This window comes from Celeribacter indicus, from assembly GCF_000819565.1.
Lineage (GTDB): Bacteria > Pseudomonadota > Alphaproteobacteria > Rhodobacterales > Rhodobacteraceae > Celeribacter > Celeribacter indicus.
In genome coordinates this window covers 47,016-66,409 of sequence record NZ_CP004394.1, presented here as the reverse complement: position 1 = coordinate 66,409, position 19,394 = coordinate 47,016, and the positions used below count along the sequence as shown (strand labels likewise).

Below are 19,394 nucleotides of genomic sequence, written 5' to 3'. Positions count from 1 at the left end.
AGGAGACACGCGATGAAAATCAACAAGGCCGGATCCGGCCCCTCGAGCTGGGCGCCGCCGGAGAGCTTCACCGGGACCGTCCGCCGCGATCCGCTGATCGGGTCGGAGGCGCCGGGCCGCGTCTCCACCGGGCTCGTCACCTTCGAACCGGGCGCGCGCACGGCCTGGCACACCCATCCGGCGGGCCAGATCCTGATCGTAACCGCCGGGCGCGGCTGGGTCCAGACCGAGGGCGGCCCGCGCAAGGAGGTGACGCCGGGCGATTCCGTCTGGTTCCCGGCGGGGGAAAAACACTGGCACGGCGCGACGGCGACCACGGCCATGACCCATATCGCCGTGACGGAATCGGTGGACGGAAGCGCCGTGACCTGGCTCGAACACGTCACGGACGACCAGTATCACGGCTGAGGCCGGGCCGCCGCCCGCCGATGCCCCTGTTGCAAGGAGAGACGGATGCCCTTCCTGAAATCGCTGCCCGAAAACGCCGGGCCGCCGCATGTCTTCAAACGCCATCCCGAGGTCTACGGGCCGTTTTCGGAGATGAGCGAGGCGCTGATGAACGGGCCCTCGCCCCTGTCCCAGGCGGAGCGCGAGCTGATCCTCGCCTATGCCGCGGGGGTGATGGGCTGCGATTTCGTCTATACCGGCCATTCCGAGGTGGCCTATGCCCGCGGCATCCCGCGCGGCACGCTCGAGGCGCTTCTCGAGGACCCGGACAGCGCCCCGGTGAACGACAGGCTGCGTCCGCTCCTCGCCTTCGTGCGCAAGCTCGCGGCCGATCCGAACGGGATGCGGCAGGAGGATGCCGACGCGGTCTTTGCCGCGGGCTGGGACGAAGACGCGCTGCACGATGCGGTGGCGGTGACGGCGCGGGCGGGTTTCATGCACCGGCTGGTGCAGGGGATGGGCTTTGCCCCGCTCGATCCCGAAGTGGCGAAAAGCCATGCCGGCAAGCGCGTCGAACATGGCTATGTGAACATCTACCGCACCTTCCGCAAGCCGGGCTGACCGGCTGCGGCGATCCGGCCCGGCGCGAGGCCGGGCCGGCGCGTGTCACTCTCCGCGCGCTTCGGTGAGCTTCCCGCGGAAGGTCTCGAGCGCCTCGGAGCCCGGCTTGCCGCGCCGGTCGAGCGTCGAGGTCCAGTCCTCGGACACGACGGTGAGCATCTCGTCGAGCCGCGCGACCTCCTCTTCGCTGAATTCGTGGACCTCGAACCCGTTCGCGACGAGCTCATCGCGCGTCGCCGCCTCGTTCTCGTCGACGAAGGAACAATAATTGTCGTCGGTCGCGACACCCGCCTCGAGGAAGGCCGCGCGCACGTCCTCGGGGAGGGACTGGAGCCTTTGCTCCGTCATCAGCAGCAGCACCGCGGTGGAGGCGAAGCCGTAGCCGGTGACACCGTAATTCGCGACGTCGTTCAGGTCGTACTGATCGGTGCTCAGGTAGGTGAACATCACCCCGTCGAGCGTGCCGCGCGACAGCGACTGGTAGATGTCGGGCGAGGACATCTTCACCGGGACGCCGCCGAGGGTCGAGACCTCGAGTTCCATCGCGCCGCCCGCGGTGCGCAGTTTCAGCCCGTCGAAATCGTCGAGCGAGCGGACGGGAACGCGGGTGATCGCGGAATAGGGCGGAAAGACGAGATAGGACAGCGGCCGCACGCCGAGCGGCGCGAGATCGTTGGTCTGGATCAGGCCGCCGGGATCGGACATGCTGCGCAGCGCATAGGCGCCTTCGCAGGCGTTCCGCACGAGGCCCGGCATCTCCAGCACGCCCATCAGCGGCAGCTTGTCGGTGTGATAGCCGATCCCGACCTCGACCACGTCGAGCGCGCCCGCCTTCAGCAGCTCCAGAAGCTGCGCGGCCTTTCCCGCCTGCTGGGCGGGATAATATTCGAACTCGACCGCGTCACCGAGCGTCTCCCTCACCTGGTCCATCCAGTAGGTCGTGCCCTGCATCGCCACGTGATGGGTTTCGGGGACGAAGGAGGCGACCTTGAGCTTCAGCGCCTCCTGCGCGGCGGCACCCTGCACCGCGCCGAGCGCCGCGCAGCCGAGCGCCACGGCCATTTTCCAGTATTTCATCATTCTACTCTCCCTTGTTGCGGATCGCCGTCGGGCGGGCGATCCTCGGGAGGGCCGTGCAAATTCGCTGCCACCGGCGGCGCTCAGCCGGCGAGGCGATAGACGCGCTCGGCCGTGCCACTGAAAATCAGGCGCTTTTCCTCCTCCGAACAGCCGGCGGCGATCCGCTTGAACATGTTCCAGACCGTGCCATAGGGAAAGCCGACCCGGTCCACCGGGAAGTTGGAGGAAACCATGCAGCGCGCCGCCCCGAACATCTCCAGGCAGGGTTCGAGATAGGGCCGCCACAGGTCCGCCAGTTCCTCCGAGGTCAGCGGCCGTTCCGCCGTGGTGAAATCCCAGTTCGCCAGGTTCATGAGGATGCCGCCGAGCTTCACCGACACGTTCGGGCAGGTGGAAAGCTCCTTCATCCAGCGCGTCCAGTCCGCGAGGTTTTCGCGCTCCCGCCCGGCATAGGAGGCATGGCCGACCGGGCTTGCCGTATGGATCAGCACGATATTCGCCTCCGGATGCGCCCGCGCCATGGCCGTCACGTCGGGCAGTTGCGGATGATAGATGCTCGCATCGAAACTGAGCCCCAGCCGCGTCAGCCGGCGCAGCCCCTCGGCAAAGCGCGGATCGACGAAGCGGTGCGGCGCATCGGCGCTCCACTTACCCTTCACCACCGGATCGGCATCCCATTTCGCGCGGTCGCGCACCCCGCGGAACCGCCCGTTCGCCGCCTCGAGATGGGCGGCAAGCGCCTCCTCGACCCGGTCGCCGAGGGTCAGATCGACATGGCCGACGATGGCCTGCGCCACCTTCGCGCGGGTCAGCCGACCGCTCGCGGCCATCGCTGCCTGCCCGACGGCGAATTCCGTCTCGCCCACGGGCCGGAGGTGCTCCGGCCCCCCGGCGCGATAGAAGGCGCCGCATTCGACATAGACGGAGCCGGTGACATTGTGGCCCGAGGCCGCGATGTCCGCGGCATGTTCGGGCAACAGATAGGGCCTGTCGGGAAACAGGCGCCACAGATGCAGATGCGTGTCCACGATCGGCAAATCCGGCTCGAGCGGCGCCTCGGGCCGCGCCCGTGCCAGAAAGTCCTCGTCGGGCGCGTGGACCCCGCCCCAGATCGTCTCGTCCTGCCGCCCATCCATGACCTGCGCGCCTCCTCCTCGCCCAAACGCCCCCGCCGCTGCCGCGGAGCCGTGCCGGGAGATGCAATCCGCGTGCCTTTTCGCCCCGGCAGGCCGCCGGACCGGCGCGGCGCGATATGGCACGTCCATTGCTTGAGACCGGGGGTGTCCCGGAAATGGCGCATCGCGCGGGCGAGGAGGACCAGCCCTGCGGATGACAGGGACGCCAGACAACAGGGAGAGACATCCAATGACCAAGACGACCCTTCTCAGCCCGATCGCCCTTGCCGCCGCGCTGTTCGGCGCGGCCGGCCCGGCGACGGCACAGGACGCGATCTCCGACGGGGTGGTGCGGATCGGCGTGCTCAACGACCGCAGCGGCCTCTATGCCGACATGGCGGGCGAGGGCTCCGTGGAGGCCGCGCGCATGGCGGCCGAGGAATTCGGCGGCGAGGTCGCCGGCGTGCCGGTGGAGATCGTCTTCGCCGACCACCAGAACAAACCCGACGTGGGCGTGAGCATCGCGCGCAAATGGTATGATGCGGACGGCGTGGACGTGATCATGGACATCGGCAACTCGGCGGTGAGCCTTGCGGTCAACGAGCTGGTGAAGAACAACAACAAGCTTGTGCTGCACACCTCCGCCTCGGCGGCGCTGAGCGGCGAGGACTGCGCGCCGCGTTCGGTGCAATGGCAATACAGCGTCTTCTCCGCGGCGGACAAGGTCGTGACCCAGCAGATGATCGACGAGGGGCTCGACAGCTTCTTCATCATCGCGGTCGACTACGCCCTGGGGGATTCGATCATCGAGACCTTCACGAATTCCATCGAACGGATGGGCGGGGAGATCGTCGGGGTGGTGCGTCATCCGCTCAACACGCCCGACATGAGTTCCTACCTGCTCCAGGCACAGGCCTCCGGCGCGAAGGGCATCATGCTCGCCAATGCCGGCACCGATCTCGGCACCGCCGTGCGGCAGGCGATGGAATTCGGCGTCACGCCGGGGGTGCAGCTTCTCGCCGCCGCGCTGACGACGGATGTGATCGACGCCAACGGCCTCGACGTGATGCAGGGCGTGCAGGTGCTGTCGCAATACAACATGTACCGCAACGAGGAAGGCCGCGCCTGGCTCGAGGCCTTCGCGGAGCGCCACGGCACCACCCCGAGCAGCCTTCAGGCCGGCACCTATTCGGCGGCGCTCAACTACCTGAAGGCGGTGGACGCCACCGGCACGGATGACGCCGACACCGTGCTCGACTGGCTGAAGGAGCAGGAGATCAACGACGCCTTCGCGAGCAGCGGGCACATCCTCGACAACGGGCTGCATTCCCACGACATGTATCTCGCGCGGATCAAGGCGCCGGACCAGTCCGAAGGGCCCGGGGATTATTTCGACGTGATCGAGGTGCTGCCGGGCGAGGTCGCCAATGTCGCACCCGAGGACAGCGGCTGCCCGCTCGTCGGCAACTGAAACCCGTGGGACGGACGGTCCGCGGACCGTTCGCCTCACCACCACCTTTCCGGAGTTCGACGATGGTCAGCACAGCCGAACGATCCCGCGCCGCGCCCGGCGGAGCGGCACCCGCACCTATCCTGAACGTCAGCGGCCTGGGCCGCCGGTTCGGCGCCTTCGTCGCGGTGAAGGGCGTCGACATCCGCGTGGAGGAGGGCAGCATCCATGCGCTGATCGGCCCGAACGGCGCGGGCAAGACCACCGTCTTTTCCATGCTGTCGGGCTTCCTGAAGCCGACCGAGGGCCGCATCGAATATCGCGGCACGGACATCACCGGCGCGGGGCCGACGCAGGTCGCGCGCCGCGGCATGATCCGCTCCTTCCAGATCTCCGCGACCTTCGCCCATCTCAGCGTGCACGAGAATGTCCGCGTCGCGCTCCAGCGCAAGGCCGGGCTGGCGTACCAGTTCTGGAGCCCGGAATCGCGGCTCGACCGGCTCGACGCGCGGGTCGCGGAGCTCCTGGCGGAGGTCGGGCTCGCGGCGGAGCGCGACACGCTGGCGGTCAACCTCAGCTACGGGCGCAAGCGGATGCTCGAGATCGCCACGACGCTCGCGGTCGATCCCGACCTCCTGCTGCTCGACGAACCGATGGCGGGGATGGCGCATGAGGATGTGGAGCGGGTCGTGGAGCTGATCCGGCGCATCTCCGACGGCCGCACGATCCTCATGGTGGAACACAACCTGTCCGTGGTGCGCAACCTCTGCGACCGCATCACGGTGCTCCAGCGCGGGGAGGTGATCGCCGAGGGCAGCTATGCGCAGGTGTCCGCAAACCCGCAGGTCCGCGAAGCCTATATCGGCACGGAGGCATGACGATGACCGCTGATCCCATCCTGACCGTCGAGGGGCTCGAGGCGTGGTATGGCGAAAGCCAGGCCCTGTTCGGCGTCACGCTCGACCTGCACGAGGGCGAGACCGTCACGATCCTGGGGCGCAACGGCGCGGGCAAGTCCACGACGCTGCGCAGCATCGTCGGGCTGATCCGCAAGCGGCAGGGCGCGATCCGCCTGCGCGGACAGGATCTCATGGCGCTGCCGGTGCACAGGGTCGCGCGCACCCGGATCGGCTATGTCCCGGAGGAGCGCGGCATCTTCGCCAGCCTGAGCGTCGAGGAAAACCTGTTCCTGCCCCCGGCCGTCGCGGAGGGCGGCATGAGCCTTGAACAGATCTACGAGATGTTCCCCAACCTGTACGAGCGCCGCGACAGTTCCGGCACCCAGCTTTCGGGCGGCGAACAGCAGATGCTCGCCATCGCGCGGGTGCTCAGGACCGGCGCGAACGTGCTGCTGCTCGACGAGCCGACCGAAGGTCTCGCCCCGGTGATCGTCGAGCGGATCGGCAAGCTGCTGACCAGGCTCAAGGAGATGGGCCACACCATCCTGCTCGTCGAACAGAATTTCCGCTTCGCCGCCCGGATCGCGGACCGCTTCTTCGTGCTCGAGAACGGCGCGGTCGTGGCCGAACTCACCCGTGACGAGGTGGCGGCCGATCCCGACGCGCTCGGAACATATCTGGAGGTCTGAACCATGAACACGACCATGATCGTCGGGCAATTGCTGGTCGGGCTGATCAACGGCTCCTTCTATGCGCTGCTGTCGCTCGGAATGGCGGTGATCTTCGGGATGCTGCATATCGTCAACTTCGCCCATGGCGCGCTCTACATGCTCGGGGCCTTCTCGGCCTATCTCGCGCTGCACTGGTTCGGGATCAACTACTGGGCCGCGCTCATCCTGGCGCCGCTCGCCGTCGGCCTGTTCGGCGCGGTGATCGAACGCACGATGCTCTCGCGCCTGCGCACGCTCGATCCGATCTACGGGCTGCTCCTCACCTTCGGGCTGACGCTCATCCTCGAGGGGCTGTTCCGCTACTGGTTCGGCTCCTCGAGCCGCCCCTATCCGCCGCCGCCCGAACTGCGCGGCGCGGTGCAGATCGCCGGCATCTATTTCCCGATCTACCGGCTCTGGATCGTCGGTGCCTCGCTCGCCGTCTGCCTCGCCACATGGTATTTCATCGAGCGCACCCGGCTCGGCGCATATCTGCGCGCCTCGACGGAGAACGCGCCGCTCGTGCAGGTCTTCGGCGTCAACGTGCCGCTGCTCGTGACGCTCACCTACGCGGGGGCCGCGGGGCTCGCCGGTCTCGCCGGCGTGCTGGCCGCGCCGGTGTTCCAGGTCAGCCCGCACATGGGCTCCAACCTGCTGATCCTCGTCTTCGGGATCGTGGTGATCGGCGGCATGGGCTCGATCCGCGGGGCGATCGTCGCGGGCTATGCGCTCGGCATCGTCGAGGGGCTCACGAAGGTCATCTATCCCCAGGGCTCCTATATCGTCATCTTCATCGTCATGGCCGCGGTCCTGCTGATCCGGCCCAGCAGCTACGCGGCACGGGAGGGCTGAACCATGTCCGATACCAGCGTCACCTCCGGCAACCGGGTCATACGCGGCGGCGACCGCCGCACCCTGATCGGCACCGTCCTCATCCTGATCCTTCTGGGCCTCGCCCCGCAGGTGATCTACCCCGTCTTCGTCATGAAGCTGATGTGCTACGCGCTCTTCGCGGCGACCTTCAACCTGCTGTTCGGCTATGCCGGCCTGCTGTCCTTCGGCCATGCCGCCTTCTGGGGGGCGGGGGCCTATCTCACCGCCCATGCCGCGAAGGTCTGGGGCTTCGGCCCGCTCGCCGCCCTCGGCACCGGCATGGTGGTCGCCGCCGCGCTCGGCACGGTGATCGGCCTGCTCGCGATCCGGCGCAAGGGCATCGAATTCGCGATGATCACGCTCGCCATGGCCGAGCTGGTTTCCTTCATCGCGCATCAGATGCCCTTCACCCATGGCGAGGACGGCATCCAGGGCGTGCCCCGCGGCCATCTCTTCGGCCTGATCGACCTCGGCGTGCCCGCGAATATCTACGTCTTCGTGCTCTGCGTCTTCATCTTCGGCATGTTCGTGCTGTGGCGCACGGTGCATTCGCCCTTCGGCCATGTGCTGCGCGCCATCCGCGACCACGAGAACCGCGCGATCTCGCTCGGCTACGACGTCGCCCGCTACAAGCTCGCGGCCTTCGTCATCTCTGCCGTGATCGCTGCCCTCGCCGGCGGGACCAAGACGCTCGTCTTCCAGTTCGCGGTGCTCGAGGACGTGAGCTTCCACCTCTCCGGGCAGGTGGTGCTGATGACGCTGCTCGGCGGGATCGGCCGGTTCTACGGTCCGCTCGCCGGCGCGGCCATCGTCGTCGGGCTCGAGAGCTTCCTCGCGACCTCCTCCTTCCCGGCGCCGGTGATCACCGGCTTCGTCTTCGTCCTCTGCGTCATGCTGTTCCGGCGCGGCGTGATCGGCGAACTCGCGGAAAGGCTGAAACGATGAGCGGCGCGGTCCTGCACCCCGGACAGGTCGCCGTCGTCACCGGCGGGGCGGCGGGGATCGGCTTCGCGCTCGCCGCGGCCTTCCTCGGCCGCGGGCTGCGCGTGGTGCTGGCCGACCGAGACACCGGGACGCTCGACGCCGCCGCCGCCCGGCTCGCCGCAGCGGGCCATTCGGTGCGCACGGTCCCGACCGACGTGTCCCGGCCCGAGGACATGCGCCGCCTGCGCGAGACGGTGCTCGCGACCGAGGGCCGCGTCGACATCCTCGTCAACAATGCCGGGATCTATCCCGGAATGCAGCCGGTCTGGACCATCGACCGCGACAGCTGGCGCGCGCTTTATGACGTGAATTACTGGGGCGTGGTGCATGGCATTCAGGAATTCGTGCCGCAGTTCATCGCCCAGGGCAGCGGCACCGTCGTGACCACCGCCTCGATGTCCGGGCTTTCGACCGTGCCCGGCTCGGCCGATTACAGCAGCGCCAAGCATGCGGTCGTCGCCCTCACCGAGACGCTGCGCGCCGATCTCGACCTCGCGGGCCACGGCGGCATCGGCGTGACGCTCCTCTGTCCCTCCGTCGTGCTTACGGACATGGGCCGGCGCGCGCTCGGTGTGTTCGAGGCCGAGGGCAATGCCGACGAGCGCAGCAGGATCGGCAGCGGCCCCGACCTCTCCGCCGTGCTGACGCCCGAGGCTTTGGCAGAGGCCGCGCTCGCCGGGATCGAGGCGGGCGACCTCTATGTGCTGCCGACGCCGCGCTCGCGCGACCGCTTCCTCGGCCGCATCCGCCCCATTCTCGCGGCCTTCGCCGCCGCCCCGATCACCCATGGCGCGCTGGAGCCCGGCGCGGCCGGGGCCATGTCCGACCCCGCAGATGAAGAGTGACACCATAGGACCGCGCCTCACCGGATACGGGCTCGCCGCCGCCCTCGGCCTCGTCGGGGGCTTTTGCTTCCAGTGGATCGGAAGCCCGCTGCCGTGGTTCCTCGGCCCGATGCTGTTCAACGCCGTCTTCGCCATTGCCGGCGCGCCCATCCTCGGCCCCGACGTGCTGCGGCCGATCGCGCTGCCGGTGCTCGGGGTGATGCTCGGTTCCGCCTTCCTGCCGGAGATCTTCCGCAATGCCGGCGCCTGGGCGCTCTCGCTCGGCCTCATCCCGTTCTACGTCGCCCTCTCGAGCGGCGTGAACTATGCCTATTTCCGAAGGATCGCCCGGCGCGACCCCGTCACCTCCTTCTTCTCGAGCGTGCCGGGCGGGCTCAACGACATGATCATCCTTGGCGAGGAATACGGCGGCGACACGCGGCAAATCGCGCTCTCGCATTCGATGCGCATCCTCGTGTCGGTGCTGTTCCTCGCGCTCACGCTCGTGCTGATGCTCGGCGTCTCGGGCCGCGCGATCCCGCGGCCGGTCACCCATCTGAGCGACATCTCCCCCGCCGGCGGCCTCGTCCTTCTGGGCTGCGCCGTCGCCGGACCCTTCCTCGGCAGGGTGCTGCGCTTTCCCGCGCGCTACCTGCTCGGCCCGCTGTTCCTGAGCGCGACGGCGCATCTCGCGGGCGCGGTGGAGAGCGGGCCGCCGACACTCCTGTCCCTGTCCGCGCAATTTGTCCTCGGCACGGGCGTCGGCGCCCGCTTCGCCGGCGTCTCCTTCGCCTCCGCCGCGCTCAGCATGCTGCACGGGATGATCTCGTCGCTGATCGCGCTGGCAATCTCCGCCGCGATCGCGGTGGTGGCGCTCCAGGCCGCGGACATCGCCTTTTTCGAGGCGTTCCTCGGCTATGCGCCCGGCGGGATGATGGAAATGAGCCTTCTGGCGCTGGCGATCGGGCAAAGCGTGGCCTATGTCACCATCGCCCATGTCACCCGCTACGTCATCGTGATGTTCACCGCACCGACGGTTTTCTCCCGCCTGAGAACCCGCTGGTAACACGGCGCGAAACCCCGCCCTGTCCCTCCCGGACGATGCCACGCGCAGCATGGCACCGCACTTGCGTCAGTCCTCCCTGTCCGCCCCGTGCCAGGGGCGGAGGCTGGCCCGGCAAGGAGGATATGTCGCCGGGCCACGAACAGGGAGGATCAAATGTTCAAGACAAGACTGATGACGGCATGCAAGGTCATGTCGGTCGTATTCACCGGCCTGGCGGCAGCCGCCCCGACCGCCGCCCAGGATCAGAAGGTGGTGATGAGCCACTCCACCAAGAGCTTCGCGTTCCTGACCTATTTCGCCGCGAACACGATGGGCTATTTCGACGATCTCGGCCTCGAGATCGAGGAGGTGCGCACCGGCTCCGGCTCCAAGGCGCTCGCCGCGATGGTGAGCGGGGATGCGGATGTCTACCTCGGCTCCACCGCGACCGCCTTCAAGTCCCGCGAGCAGGGCGTTCCGATCAAGATCTTCGCCCCGATCGTGCGGCAGCTCACCAGCAGCATCGTCGTCACCCGTGACTGGGCCGAGGAACATGGCGTCACCAAGGACAGTCCGCTCGAGGAGAAGCTCGCCGCGCTCAAGGGCGCGCGCATCGCGATCTCCGGTCCGGGCAGCGGCGCCGACCAGGCGGCGCGCTATGTGATCGCGGAGGCGGGCTTCGATCCCGACCGCGACGTGGAACTCGTCGCCATGGGCAACAACGCGGCGACCTACATGAGCGCGATGCAGGCCGGCCAGATCGACGGCTTCTCCACCTCGCCGCCGCATATCCACATCGCCGAACAGGAAGTCGACGGCGTGATCCTCATCAACATGGCGGCAGGCGAGCTGCCCGCGCTCGACGGCTATTTCTACATCGGGATGATGGCCCGCGACGGCTGGCTCGAGGACAACCCCGACACCGCGGCACGGCTGGCCGCGGCGCTGAAGATGGCGATGGATGCGGTTCACGACCCGGAGCGCAACGCCGAGGTCGGGCAGGCCGTGTACGACGGCTATTATTCCGACATGGACCGCGACCTGTTCCAGCGCGTGTGGGAGGACCAGACCATGAGCGTGCCCACGACGCTCGACATGGACGATCAGACGATGCGGGACGTCATCGCCTTCTACAACCGCTTCTCGGACCAGCAGATCGACGAGAACCTCATCTCCGAGACGGTCACCGACGAGGCGACGACTGCCGCGACGGCGCTGCTCGAATGACGCGGGTGGATGATCCAGTGACAGATCTCATCGTCTTCGAAAACGCCTCAAAGACCTTCGTGACCCCCAACGGCCCGGTCGAGGCCTCGCGGGATATCAACCTGACGGTCGAGCGCGGCGAATTCATCACCCTCGTGGGGCCGTCCGGCTGCGGCAAGTCGACCCTGCTCAACATGATCGCCGGAATCTTCCCGCCCTCGGGCGGGAAGGTTCTCTACGACGGCAACCCCGTGGAGGGCTACAACGGCCATGTCGGCTACATGACGCAGAACGACCACCTTCTGACCTGGCGCACGGTGGCGGCGAATATCGCCGTGCCGCTCGAGATCGCGGGCCTGTCCCGCGGCGAGCGCCGGGACAGGGTGGCGGAACTCGCGGATCTCGTGGGCCTGACGAAATTCGTCGACAGCTATCCCTCGCAGCTCTCCGGCGGGATGCGCAAGCGCTGCGCGCTGGCGCGGCTTCTGGCCTACAGCCCGGAGACACTGCTGCTCGACGAGCCCTTCGCGGCGCTCGATGCGCAGCTCCGCCTGCGCATGCAGATGGAGCTGCGCAGCATCGTGCACTCGCTGGGCAAGACGGTGCTCTTCGTCACCCACGATCTCGACGAGGCGGTGGCGCTCGCCGATCGCTGCGCGATCTTCACGCGCGGTCCCGGCACGATCCGCACGGTGCTCGACATCCCGCTCGAACGCGAGCGCGATCTCATGCGGCTGCGCCACGACCCGCGCTATGTCGAACTGACCGCGACACTCTGGGACGAGATGGCCCCGGATATCGCAGAAGAGGAGGCGGTGTAAGCCATGAAACTGATCCTGATCCGCCTGGTGATCCTCGTCGCGGTCATCCTCGCCTGGGAATTCGCCTCCGGTGCGCTGATCGCGGAATTCTTCATCTCGAAACCGAGCAAGGTCGCCGATGTGCTCGGCCGCTGGATCTCGAACGGCGATCTCTTCTATCACGCGGCCATCACCGCCTTCGAGGCCTTCCTCGGCTTCCTTCTCGGCGCCGCCGTGGGGATCGCCGTGGGGCTTCTGCTCGGTCGGGCGAAGCGGCTGGCGGAGGTGCTCGACCCGTTCATCATGGCCTTCTACAGCCTGCCGAAACTGGCGCTCGCGCCGCTGTTCATCCTCTGGTTCGGGATCGGGCTCGAGATGAAGATCGTGCTCACCGCGACGATCTGCTTCTTCCTCGTCTTCCTCAACACCTACACCGGGGTGCGCAGCGTGAGCCGCGAGATGATCGCGATCCTCAAGCTGATGGGCGCGAAGGAAGGGCATGTCGTGACCAAGGTCGTGATCCCCTCCGCGATCACCTGGGTCTTTGCCGGGCTGCGGATCTCCGTGCCCTATGCGCTGATCGGCGCGGTCGTGGGCGAGCTGATGGCCTCCAACCGGGGCCTCGGCTTCCTGCTGTCGAGCGCGGCGGGCGATTTCAACACGGCCGGCGTCTTTGCCGCGCTCGTGGCCATCGTCGCGCTGGCCGCCCTGCTGAACTACGGCGTCTCGGTCGCGGCCCGCATCGCGATGCCCTGGGAGCGGACCACGGAAAAGCGCGAATTCAGCATCTGAGGGCGCCGCGCCCCATCGCACCAGCGGGACATCCGGCGCCACGCGCCGGGGGTCCCATCCCCGACGACATGGACAGAAGAGTTTGCCATGACCGACATGCCACCTCCGGCCAGGCCCCCGCGGAGGGGTCACGCGACGAGCAACCGCGGCCTGCCGCCGCTGCACGAATGGGACGACGACTGGCTCGCGCTGACCGTCGAGGAGGTGATCGACCCCGACCGCCCGATCGTCGACGCGCATCACCACCTCTGGCAGCGCAAGGCGCCCTATTTCCTGCCCGAGCTCCTGGCGGACCTCACCGACGGCCACCGCATCCGCGCGACCGTCTACATGGAATGCAGCTCCATGTATCGCACCGGCGGCGACCCGGACTTCGCGAGCCTCGGGGAAATCGAATACGTGAACGGCGTCGCGGCGGAATTCGCCAGCGGCCGGCATGGCGGGATCCGTGCCTGCGCGGGGATCGTCGGGCGGGTGGACCTGCGGCTCGGGGACCGGGCGCGTGAGGTGCTTCTGGCCGCCGCCGCCCGCGCGCCGGACCGGTTCCGCGGCATCCGCCAGATGGCGGGCTGGGACGCCGACCCCGAGGTCAACATGCTGAAGGTGCCGCCGCCGCGCGGCCTGCTGGGCGACGGCGAGTTCCGCCGCGGTTTCGCCCATCTCGCGCCGCTCGGGCTGAGTTTCGACGCGCATATCTATCATCCGCAGATCCCCGAGCTCCTCGCTCTCGCGGATGCCTTTCCCGACACGGTGATCGTGGTCGATCACATCGCCGGCCTCGCGCGTCACGGTCCCTATGCGCGGGATCTCGACGAGACCTTCCGCCTCTGGCGCGACGGCGTGCGGGCGCTGGCCGAACGGCCGAACCTCTACATGAAGATCGGCGGGCTCGCGATGCGTGGCATGGGCTTCGACTTCATCGACCGCGACCGCCCGCCGCGCTCCGACGAGCTTGCCGAAGCCTGGCGGCCCTTCGTCGAAACCTGCATCGCGGCCTTCGGCCCGGCGCGCTGCATGTTCGAGAGCAATTTCCCCGTGGACCGCTGCGGCGTGTCCTACCGCACGCTGTGGAACACCTACAAGCGCCTCGCCGCCGGCCATACGGAGGCGGAGAAAACCGCGCTCTTCGCCGGAACGGCCTGCCGCGCCTACCGGCTTGCGCCGGAACTGGCAGGGGGCTGAGCCGGGACGGACGGGGAAACAGGACGTATATTCAGGAAAGGCATATCCATGACATCCGACGCATATGATTTCATCGTGGTCGGCTCCGGCTCGGCGGGCGGTGCGGTCCTCGGCCGGCTCAGCGAATCCGGCAGATACCGGGTGCTCTGCCTCGAGGCGGGCACCAAGGGACCGGGGTACGTCTTTACCAAGCCGCCGGCGGGCACGGTCTTTCTCGTCAACAATCCCAAGGTGAACTGGCGCTATTATTCCGAGCCGCACGAGAGTTTCGCCAACCGCAACATCTACGTGCCGCGCGGCAAGATGCTCGGCGGATCGAGCTCGATCAACGGCACGGTCTACAACCGCGGCCAGAAGCTCGACTACGACACATGGGCGCAGATGGGCTGCCGCGGCTGGAGCTACGACGACGTGCTGCCCTTCCTCAAGAAGCTCGAAAGCACCACGCTCGGAGAGGATGCCTATCGCGGGCGCTCCGGGCCGATCAGGGTTACGGAGGCGGCAAAGATCTCTCCCTTCTACGACCTGTTCATCAAATCCGCCAATGCCGTCGGCATCCCGAGCAATCCCGATTACAGCGGCGCGGCGCAGGACGGCGTGGCGATGGCGCAGCAGACCGTCCATCGCGGCATGCGCAGCAGCACCGCGACGCAATACCTGGCCCAGGCGCGCAGGCGGGGCAACGTCACCATCGTCACCGGGGCGGAGGCCTCGGCGCTGATCCTCGAGGGCAGGCGCTGCGTCGGCGTGCGCTACCGCGGCGAGGACGGGCGCGAGCACGAGGCGCGCGCCTCGCGCGAGGTGATCGTCTGCTGCGGGACGGCGAATTCCCCGAAGCTCCTCGAACTGTCGGGCATCGGCAATCCCGAGATCCTGTCGCAGATCGGCATCGCGCCGGTGCACGAGCTGCCGGGGGTGGGGGAGAACCTGCGCGACCACTATGCGGGCATCCTGAAATGGCGCTTCAACCGCGAGGGGATCTCCATCGCGAAAATGGGGCGCGGCCTCGGCCTGCTCAGGGAAATCCTGCGCTACGGCCTGTTCCGCACCGGCTTCATCTCCCAGGGCATCGGCACGATGCGGGTGTTCTGCCGCTCGCGTCCCGATCTGGAGAATCCCGACATCATGATGGTCGTGGCGCCCTACCTGATCGAGCTGAAGCGCGGCGAGGACCGCAAGATGTCGCCGATCGAGGGCTTCTTCATGTATAGCCATGTGCAGCGGACGGAGAGCACCGGCAGCCTGCATGCCCGCTCCGCAGATCCCGCCGAACCGCCCGCGATCCACTTCCGCTTTCTCCAGACCGAAACCGACCGCCGCGTCGCGGTCGAGGCGGTGCGCAAGGCACGCGAGATCATCGCCGCCGATCCCATCGCCGGAACCATCGCGGAGGAGTTGCAGCCGGGCCCCTCGATCCAGAGCGACGAGGAGATCCTCGACTTCCTGCGCAGCACCGGCCAGATCACGCACCACATGGTCGGCACCTGCCGCATGGGGCACGATCCGATGGCGGTGGTCGATGACCGGCTCCGGGTGCACGGGATCGCCGGGCTGCGCGTCGCGGATGCCTCGATCATGCCGACGATCCCCTCGGGCAACACGAACGTGCCCTGCATCATGGTCGGAGAGAAATGCGCGGCCATGGTGCTCGAGGACGCGAAATCCTGACCCGTCCGCGCCCCGACGGGCGGTTTTGGCACCCGGATTGCTGTGCTTTCACCGAACTGCCGGACGCGGGCCGCGGGCGCGCCCTCCGGGGGACGGAAACGCAAGTGTTCAAGGAGCAAATGACATGACCTTCAAAGAGGATGCGCTGAAAGGCCGGGTCGCGATCATCACGGGCGGCGGTGGCGGCATCGGGTTCGGGATCGCGAAAGCCTTTGCCAGCGCCGGGGCGAAACTCGTCCTCGCCAGCCGGAACCCCGACCGCCTCGAAGGCGCGGTGAAGGAGATCACGGAGCTCGGCGGCGAGGCCATCGCGGTCCAGGCCGACGTGCGCAACTACGAGGATGTCGAACGCGCCGTGAAGACGGCGGTCGACACCTATGGCGCGCTCGACATCATGGTGGCGAATGCGGCGGGCAATTTCGTCGTTCCGGCCGCGGAAATGTCGGTGAACGCGTGGAAGACGGTGATCGACATCGACCTCAACGGCACGTTCTATTGCGCCAGGGCCGCCCATGGCGCGCTCAAAGCGTCGAAATTCGGCGGCCGCTTCATCGCGATCTCCACCACCCGCGCGCTCGAGGGCTGGCCGGGCTGCGCCCATGCCGGGGCGGCGAAGGCGGGGATCATGTCGCTCATCCGCACCCTCTGCGGCGAATGGGGGCCGGACGGGATCCGCTGCAACACCATCGCGCCGGGCGCCATCGGCGACACCGAGGGCGTGAAGCGCATCTATGAGGAGGCCGGGCGCAAGGAGCTCGAACTCTCCTCCATCCCGCTCGGCGAATTCGGCCGCACGAGCGACATCGCGAATGCCGCGGTCTTCCTCTGCTCGGATGCGGGCGCCTATGTCACCGGCGCCGATATCGTCGTCGACGGCGGGCGCAACCGCAGCCGGTCGAGCACCGGCGTGAAGCTCGCCGCGGCGCAATAAGGGGGGCGGAGATGATCAAGTCCTATCCCCATGTGGAAACCGAAAAGGTCGGTCCGGTCCTCGTCATCCGGCTCGACAACGAGAAGGCGCGCAACTCGCTGACCCGCGAGATGCGCTATTCGCTGCGCGACATCGTGCGCGAGATCGAGGACGACCACACCGTGCGCGCCGTCTATCTCACCGGCAAGGGGCCGACCTTCTGCGCCGGCGGCGACCTGCGCATGCTCACCAAGGCCGCCGATCCCTGGCCGGTGCACCGCCGCTTCCGCCATGCCGCGGCGCTGTTCCCGCCGCTCGTCTCGCTCAACCGGCCCGTTGTCTGCGGCGTGCGCGGCATGGCGATCGGCGGCGGCATGGGCCTCGCGCTCATGTCCGACGTGCTGATCGCGGGCAGTTCGGCACAGTTCGGCGCGGGCTTCTTCCGCCTCGGCGTGGTCCCCGACTGCCTGACGATGTTCACCCTGCCGCGGATGATCGGCCTCTCCCGCACCCGGAACTTCCTCTATACCGGCGCGACCTGGAGCGCCGAGGAGGCGGTCGAGAACGGCGTCGCGCTCAAGGTCGTCCCCGACGAGGAGGTGGATGCCGAGGGCCTCGCGCTCGCCACGAAGCTCGCGGAGGGTCCGGCGGAGGTGATGGGTCTGGCCAAGCAGATCATGCTCAAGTCCTTCGAGACCAGCCTCGCGGAGATGATGGATTACGAGGATTTCGGCCAGGTGCTCGCCATGTCGAGCGCCGAGTTCCGCGAGGGCCTCTCCGCCCTCATCGAAAAACGCAAGCCCGACTATATCGGGGCGGCCACCGGGGGCGACTACAACGACGGCCTGCCCGCCTCGGTCAAGCCCGAGTGACCGCCGGGCGCCGGGCGCGGGGCCGTCGTCCGCGCCCGGCCCCACCGGCCCCGCGCCGCATCCCGCGCGGGTCCGCCGACAGTCCAGAGCCGCGGCAACCACGCAAGGGGAAGACCCGATGAGCACTGAAACCACGCAGCACACCGGCGGGGCGACCCGCGCCGACAGGATCGGCTTCATCGGCCTCGGCCAGATGGGCATGGGCATGGCGCGCAACCTGTGCAGGGCCGGGCTGCCGCTCGTGGCCTGCGACATCGACCCGGCGAAGACCGCCGAGATCGCGGGCGAGGGCGCGGCCGTCGCGGAAAGCCCCGCCGACGTCGCCGCCGCGGCGCGGATCGTGATCACCATGGTCGACACCGACGCGCAGTCGCGCGACGTGATCGTCGGCCCCGGCGGGATCGTCGGCGCCGCCCGGCCGGGCGATATCGTCATCTGCATGAGCACCATCGACCCGCTGAGCGTGCGGGAGATGCACGACACGCTTGCCGCGCAGGGGATCGGCATGATCGAGGCGCCGGTGGTCGGCATGATCAGGGGCGCGACCGAGGGCACGCTGCGCGCCTATGTCGGCGGCGCGGCGGAGACGCTCGACGCCTGCCGCCATGTGCTCGACCCGATGACGCGGGAGATCATCCATGTCGGCGGCATCGGCCAGGGGCTCGCGATGAAGCTCATCAACAACATGCTCTACCACGTCAGCTCCATCGCTGCGATCGAGGCGATGATGCTCGGCCACAGGGCCGGGCTCGACCCGAAGGTGATGAAGGAGGTGATCGGCCGCTCGACCGGCAACAGCGCCGCCTTCCAGTACCGCGCCGACCGGATCATCCGCCGCGACTTCGACGGCGTCCGCCTCGACATCTCGGTCAAGGACATGGAGCTGGAACTCTCGCTCGGCAAATCCTTCGGCGTGCCGCTCCTGCTCCCGGCCCTCGCGCTCCAGGTCTTCCGCATGGGCAGCGCGAACGGGATGGGCAGCGAGGATGCGACCGGCATCATCCGCATCTACGAGGACATCTGCCGCACGATGATCGACAGCGGCGCGGCGGAAGACCAGGAGAAAGGCGACGACGCATGACGGATCTCGTAACCGGATATATCGGCCTCGGTGCCATGGGCGGCGCGCTCGCGCGGCGGCTGCTGCTGTCGCGGCCGCTGCATGTCTTCGACCTCAACCCCGGCACGCGCGCGGAGTTCGAGGCGCTCGGCGCGACGCCTGCCGCCTCGCCCGAGGCGCTGGCGCGGATCTGCGACGTGGTGATGATCTGCGTGCCGCGCTCCGCCGACGTGCGCCGCGTGCTGTTCGGCGAGGGCGGCGCGAGCGCGGGGCTCACCGCCGGAAAGATCGTCGTCGACCAGACCAGCGGCGACCCGATCGAGACCCGCGCCATGGCCGCGGAGCTCGCGCAGGCGGGCGTCGCCATGGTGGACGCGCCGGTCTCCGGCGGCGCGCGCGGCGCCGAGGCGGGCACCATCGCGATCATGACCGGCGGCGAGGCGGAAACGCTCGACCGCCTCGCGCCGGTCTTCGCGCAGATCAGCCCGAACGTCACCCGCTGCGGCGGGATCGGCGCGGGACAGGTGATGAAGCTCATCAACAACATGATCTCCACCTGCAACCGCTTCGCCATGCTCGAAGGCGTGGCGATGGGGGTGAAGAACGGGCTCTCGCTCGACGTGATGACCGACGTGCTCAACAGCGGCGGCGCGCGCAGCCGCTCGAGCGAGGTCATGCTGCGCAACATCGCCGCGGGCGGACCGCCGGCGGATTTCGCGCTCGACCTGATGCTGAAGGACCTGAACCTCGCCGCCGGGCTGGGCCAGCAGTCCGGCGCACCGCTCCAGTTCGGCCAGATGGCCCGCGCGATGCTCCAGGCCGCCTCCAACACGCTCGCCCCCGGTGCGAAGCTCGACGAGATCGCGGGCTTCGTCGCCGCGCAATCCGGTACGGAATTCACCCCGGACGGCTGAGC

Annotated in this window: 20 protein-coding genes; 18 read left to right on the top strand and 2 right to left on the bottom strand. The window is 68.2% G+C overall.

What is annotated here, in order from left to right; all coding sequences use genetic code 11:
* The first annotated feature begins 12 nt into the window (after window positions 1-12).
* Both P73_RS22410 and P73_RS22405 read left to right on the top strand, forming a co-directional pair.
* Window positions 13-408: a (R)-mandelonitrile lyase gene (locus P73_RS22410; protein ID WP_043872144.1), complete on the top strand. Its 396-nt coding sequence runs from the start codon at window positions 13-15 to the stop codon at window positions 406-408.
* 45 nt (window positions 409-453) lie between these two features.
* Window positions 454-1,008, top strand: a complete 555-nt coding sequence (locus P73_RS22405; protein ID WP_052453637.1) for a carboxymuconolactone decarboxylase family protein — start codon at window positions 454-456, stop codon at window positions 1,006-1,008.
* A 45-nt stretch (window positions 1,009-1,053) separates the two neighbouring features.
* On the opposite strand, the gene P73_RS22400 is transcribed toward P73_RS22405, so the two are convergent.
* Together P73_RS22400 and P73_RS22395 are read right to left on the bottom strand one after the other, a co-directional pair.
* Window positions 1,054-2,088, bottom strand: coding sequence for a TRAP transporter substrate-binding protein (locus tag P73_RS22400; RefSeq protein WP_043872143.1), 1,035 nt, complete (start codon window positions 2,086-2,088; stop codon window positions 1,054-1,056).
* Between the two features lie 80 nt (window positions 2,089-2,168).
* Window positions 2,169-3,224 (bottom strand): amidohydrolase family protein, encoded by a 1,056-nt coding sequence (locus P73_RS22395; RefSeq protein WP_052453636.1) that lies wholly within the window; start codon window positions 3,222-3,224, stop codon window positions 2,169-2,171.
* A 229-nt stretch (window positions 3,225-3,453) separates the two neighbouring features.
* Between P73_RS22395 and P73_RS22390 the strand changes: the two genes are divergently transcribed.
* The 16 genes from P73_RS22390 (at window position 3,454) to P73_RS22315 (ending at window position 19,392) form a co-directional block, all read left to right on the top strand.
* On the top strand, window positions 3,454-4,674 hold the full coding sequence (locus P73_RS22390) for an ABC transporter substrate-binding protein (protein ID WP_043872142.1): 1,221 nt from the start codon (window positions 3,454-3,456) through the stop codon (window positions 4,672-4,674).
* A gap of 62 nt (window positions 4,675-4,736) precedes the next feature.
* Window positions 4,737-5,531, top strand: coding sequence for an ABC transporter ATP-binding protein (locus P73_RS22385; RefSeq protein WP_052453635.1), 795 nt, complete (start codon window positions 4,737-4,739; stop codon window positions 5,529-5,531).
* Between the two features lie 2 nt (window positions 5,532-5,533).
* Window positions 5,534-6,241 carry an ABC transporter ATP-binding protein gene (locus tag P73_RS22380; protein WP_052453634.1) on the top strand — a complete coding sequence of 236 codons (708 nt, stop codon included), beginning with the start codon at window positions 5,534-5,536 and terminating at the stop codon, window positions 6,239-6,241.
* 3 nt (window positions 6,242-6,244) lie between these two features.
* Window positions 6,245-7,114 carry a branched-chain amino acid ABC transporter permease gene (locus tag P73_RS22375; RefSeq protein WP_043872141.1) on the top strand — a complete coding sequence of 290 codons (870 nt, stop codon included), beginning with the start codon at window positions 6,245-6,247 and terminating at the stop codon, window positions 7,112-7,114.
* Between the two features lie 3 nt (window positions 7,115-7,117).
* Complete coding sequence (locus tag P73_RS22370; RefSeq protein ID WP_043872140.1) at window positions 7,118-8,080, top strand: branched-chain amino acid ABC transporter permease; 963 nt, start codon at window positions 7,118-7,120, stop codon at window positions 8,078-8,080.
* Window positions 8,077-8,964, top strand: coding sequence for an SDR family oxidoreductase (locus tag P73_RS22365; RefSeq protein ID WP_052453633.1), 888 nt, complete (start codon window positions 8,077-8,079; stop codon window positions 8,962-8,964). The genes P73_RS22370 and P73_RS22365 overlap by 4 nt, the downstream gene beginning before the upstream one ends.
* Window positions 8,954-10,009, top strand: a complete 1,056-nt coding sequence (locus tag P73_RS22360; RefSeq protein WP_074743318.1) for an AbrB family transcriptional regulator — start codon at window positions 8,954-8,956, stop codon at window positions 10,007-10,009. Before P73_RS22365 ends, P73_RS22360 begins: the two co-directional genes overlap by 11 nt.
* A gap of 153 nt (window positions 10,010-10,162) precedes the next feature.
* Window positions 10,163-11,215 carry an ABC transporter substrate-binding protein gene (locus tag P73_RS22355; protein WP_043872139.1) on the top strand — a complete coding sequence of 351 codons (1,053 nt, stop codon included), beginning with the start codon at window positions 10,163-10,165 and terminating at the stop codon, window positions 11,213-11,215.
* On the top strand, window positions 11,212-12,015 hold the full coding sequence (locus tag P73_RS22350) for an ABC transporter ATP-binding protein (protein ID WP_043872138.1): 804 nt from the start codon (window positions 11,212-11,214) through the stop codon (window positions 12,013-12,015). Before P73_RS22355 ends, P73_RS22350 begins: the two co-directional genes overlap by 4 nt.
* A 3-nt stretch (window positions 12,016-12,018) precedes the next feature.
* Complete coding sequence (locus tag P73_RS22345; RefSeq protein WP_043872137.1) at window positions 12,019-12,786, top strand: ABC transporter permease; 768 nt, start codon at window positions 12,019-12,021, stop codon at window positions 12,784-12,786.
* 87 nt (window positions 12,787-12,873) lie between these two features.
* Window positions 12,874-13,968: an amidohydrolase family protein gene (locus P73_RS22340; protein ID WP_245629303.1), complete on the top strand. Its 1,095-nt coding sequence runs from the start codon at window positions 12,874-12,876 to the stop codon at window positions 13,966-13,968.
* 48 nt (window positions 13,969-14,016) lie between these two features.
* Entirely contained in the window at window positions 14,017-15,636 is a 1,620-nt protein-coding gene (locus tag P73_RS22335; protein WP_043872136.1) for a GMC family oxidoreductase, read from the top strand.
* 124 nt (window positions 15,637-15,760) lie between these two features.
* Window positions 15,761-16,567, top strand: coding sequence for an SDR family oxidoreductase (locus tag P73_RS22330; protein WP_043872135.1), 807 nt, complete (start codon window positions 15,761-15,763; stop codon window positions 16,565-16,567).
* A gap of 11 nt (window positions 16,568-16,578) precedes the next feature.
* The gene (locus P73_RS22325) at window positions 16,579-17,418 is read left to right on the top strand and encodes an enoyl-CoA hydratase/isomerase family protein (RefSeq protein WP_052453630.1); all 840 of its coding nucleotides are present in this window, start codon (window positions 16,579-16,581) and stop codon (window positions 17,416-17,418) included.
* Between the two features lie 118 nt (window positions 17,419-17,536).
* Complete coding sequence (locus tag P73_RS22320; protein ID WP_043872134.1) at window positions 17,537-18,499, top strand: NAD(P)-dependent oxidoreductase; 963 nt, start codon at window positions 17,537-17,539, stop codon at window positions 18,497-18,499.
* On the top strand, window positions 18,496-19,392 hold the full coding sequence (locus P73_RS22315) for an NAD(P)-dependent oxidoreductase (protein ID WP_043872133.1): 897 nt from the start codon (window positions 18,496-18,498) through the stop codon (window positions 19,390-19,392). Before P73_RS22320 ends, P73_RS22315 begins: the two co-directional genes overlap by 4 nt.
* Window positions 19,393-19,394: the final 2 nt, after the last annotated feature.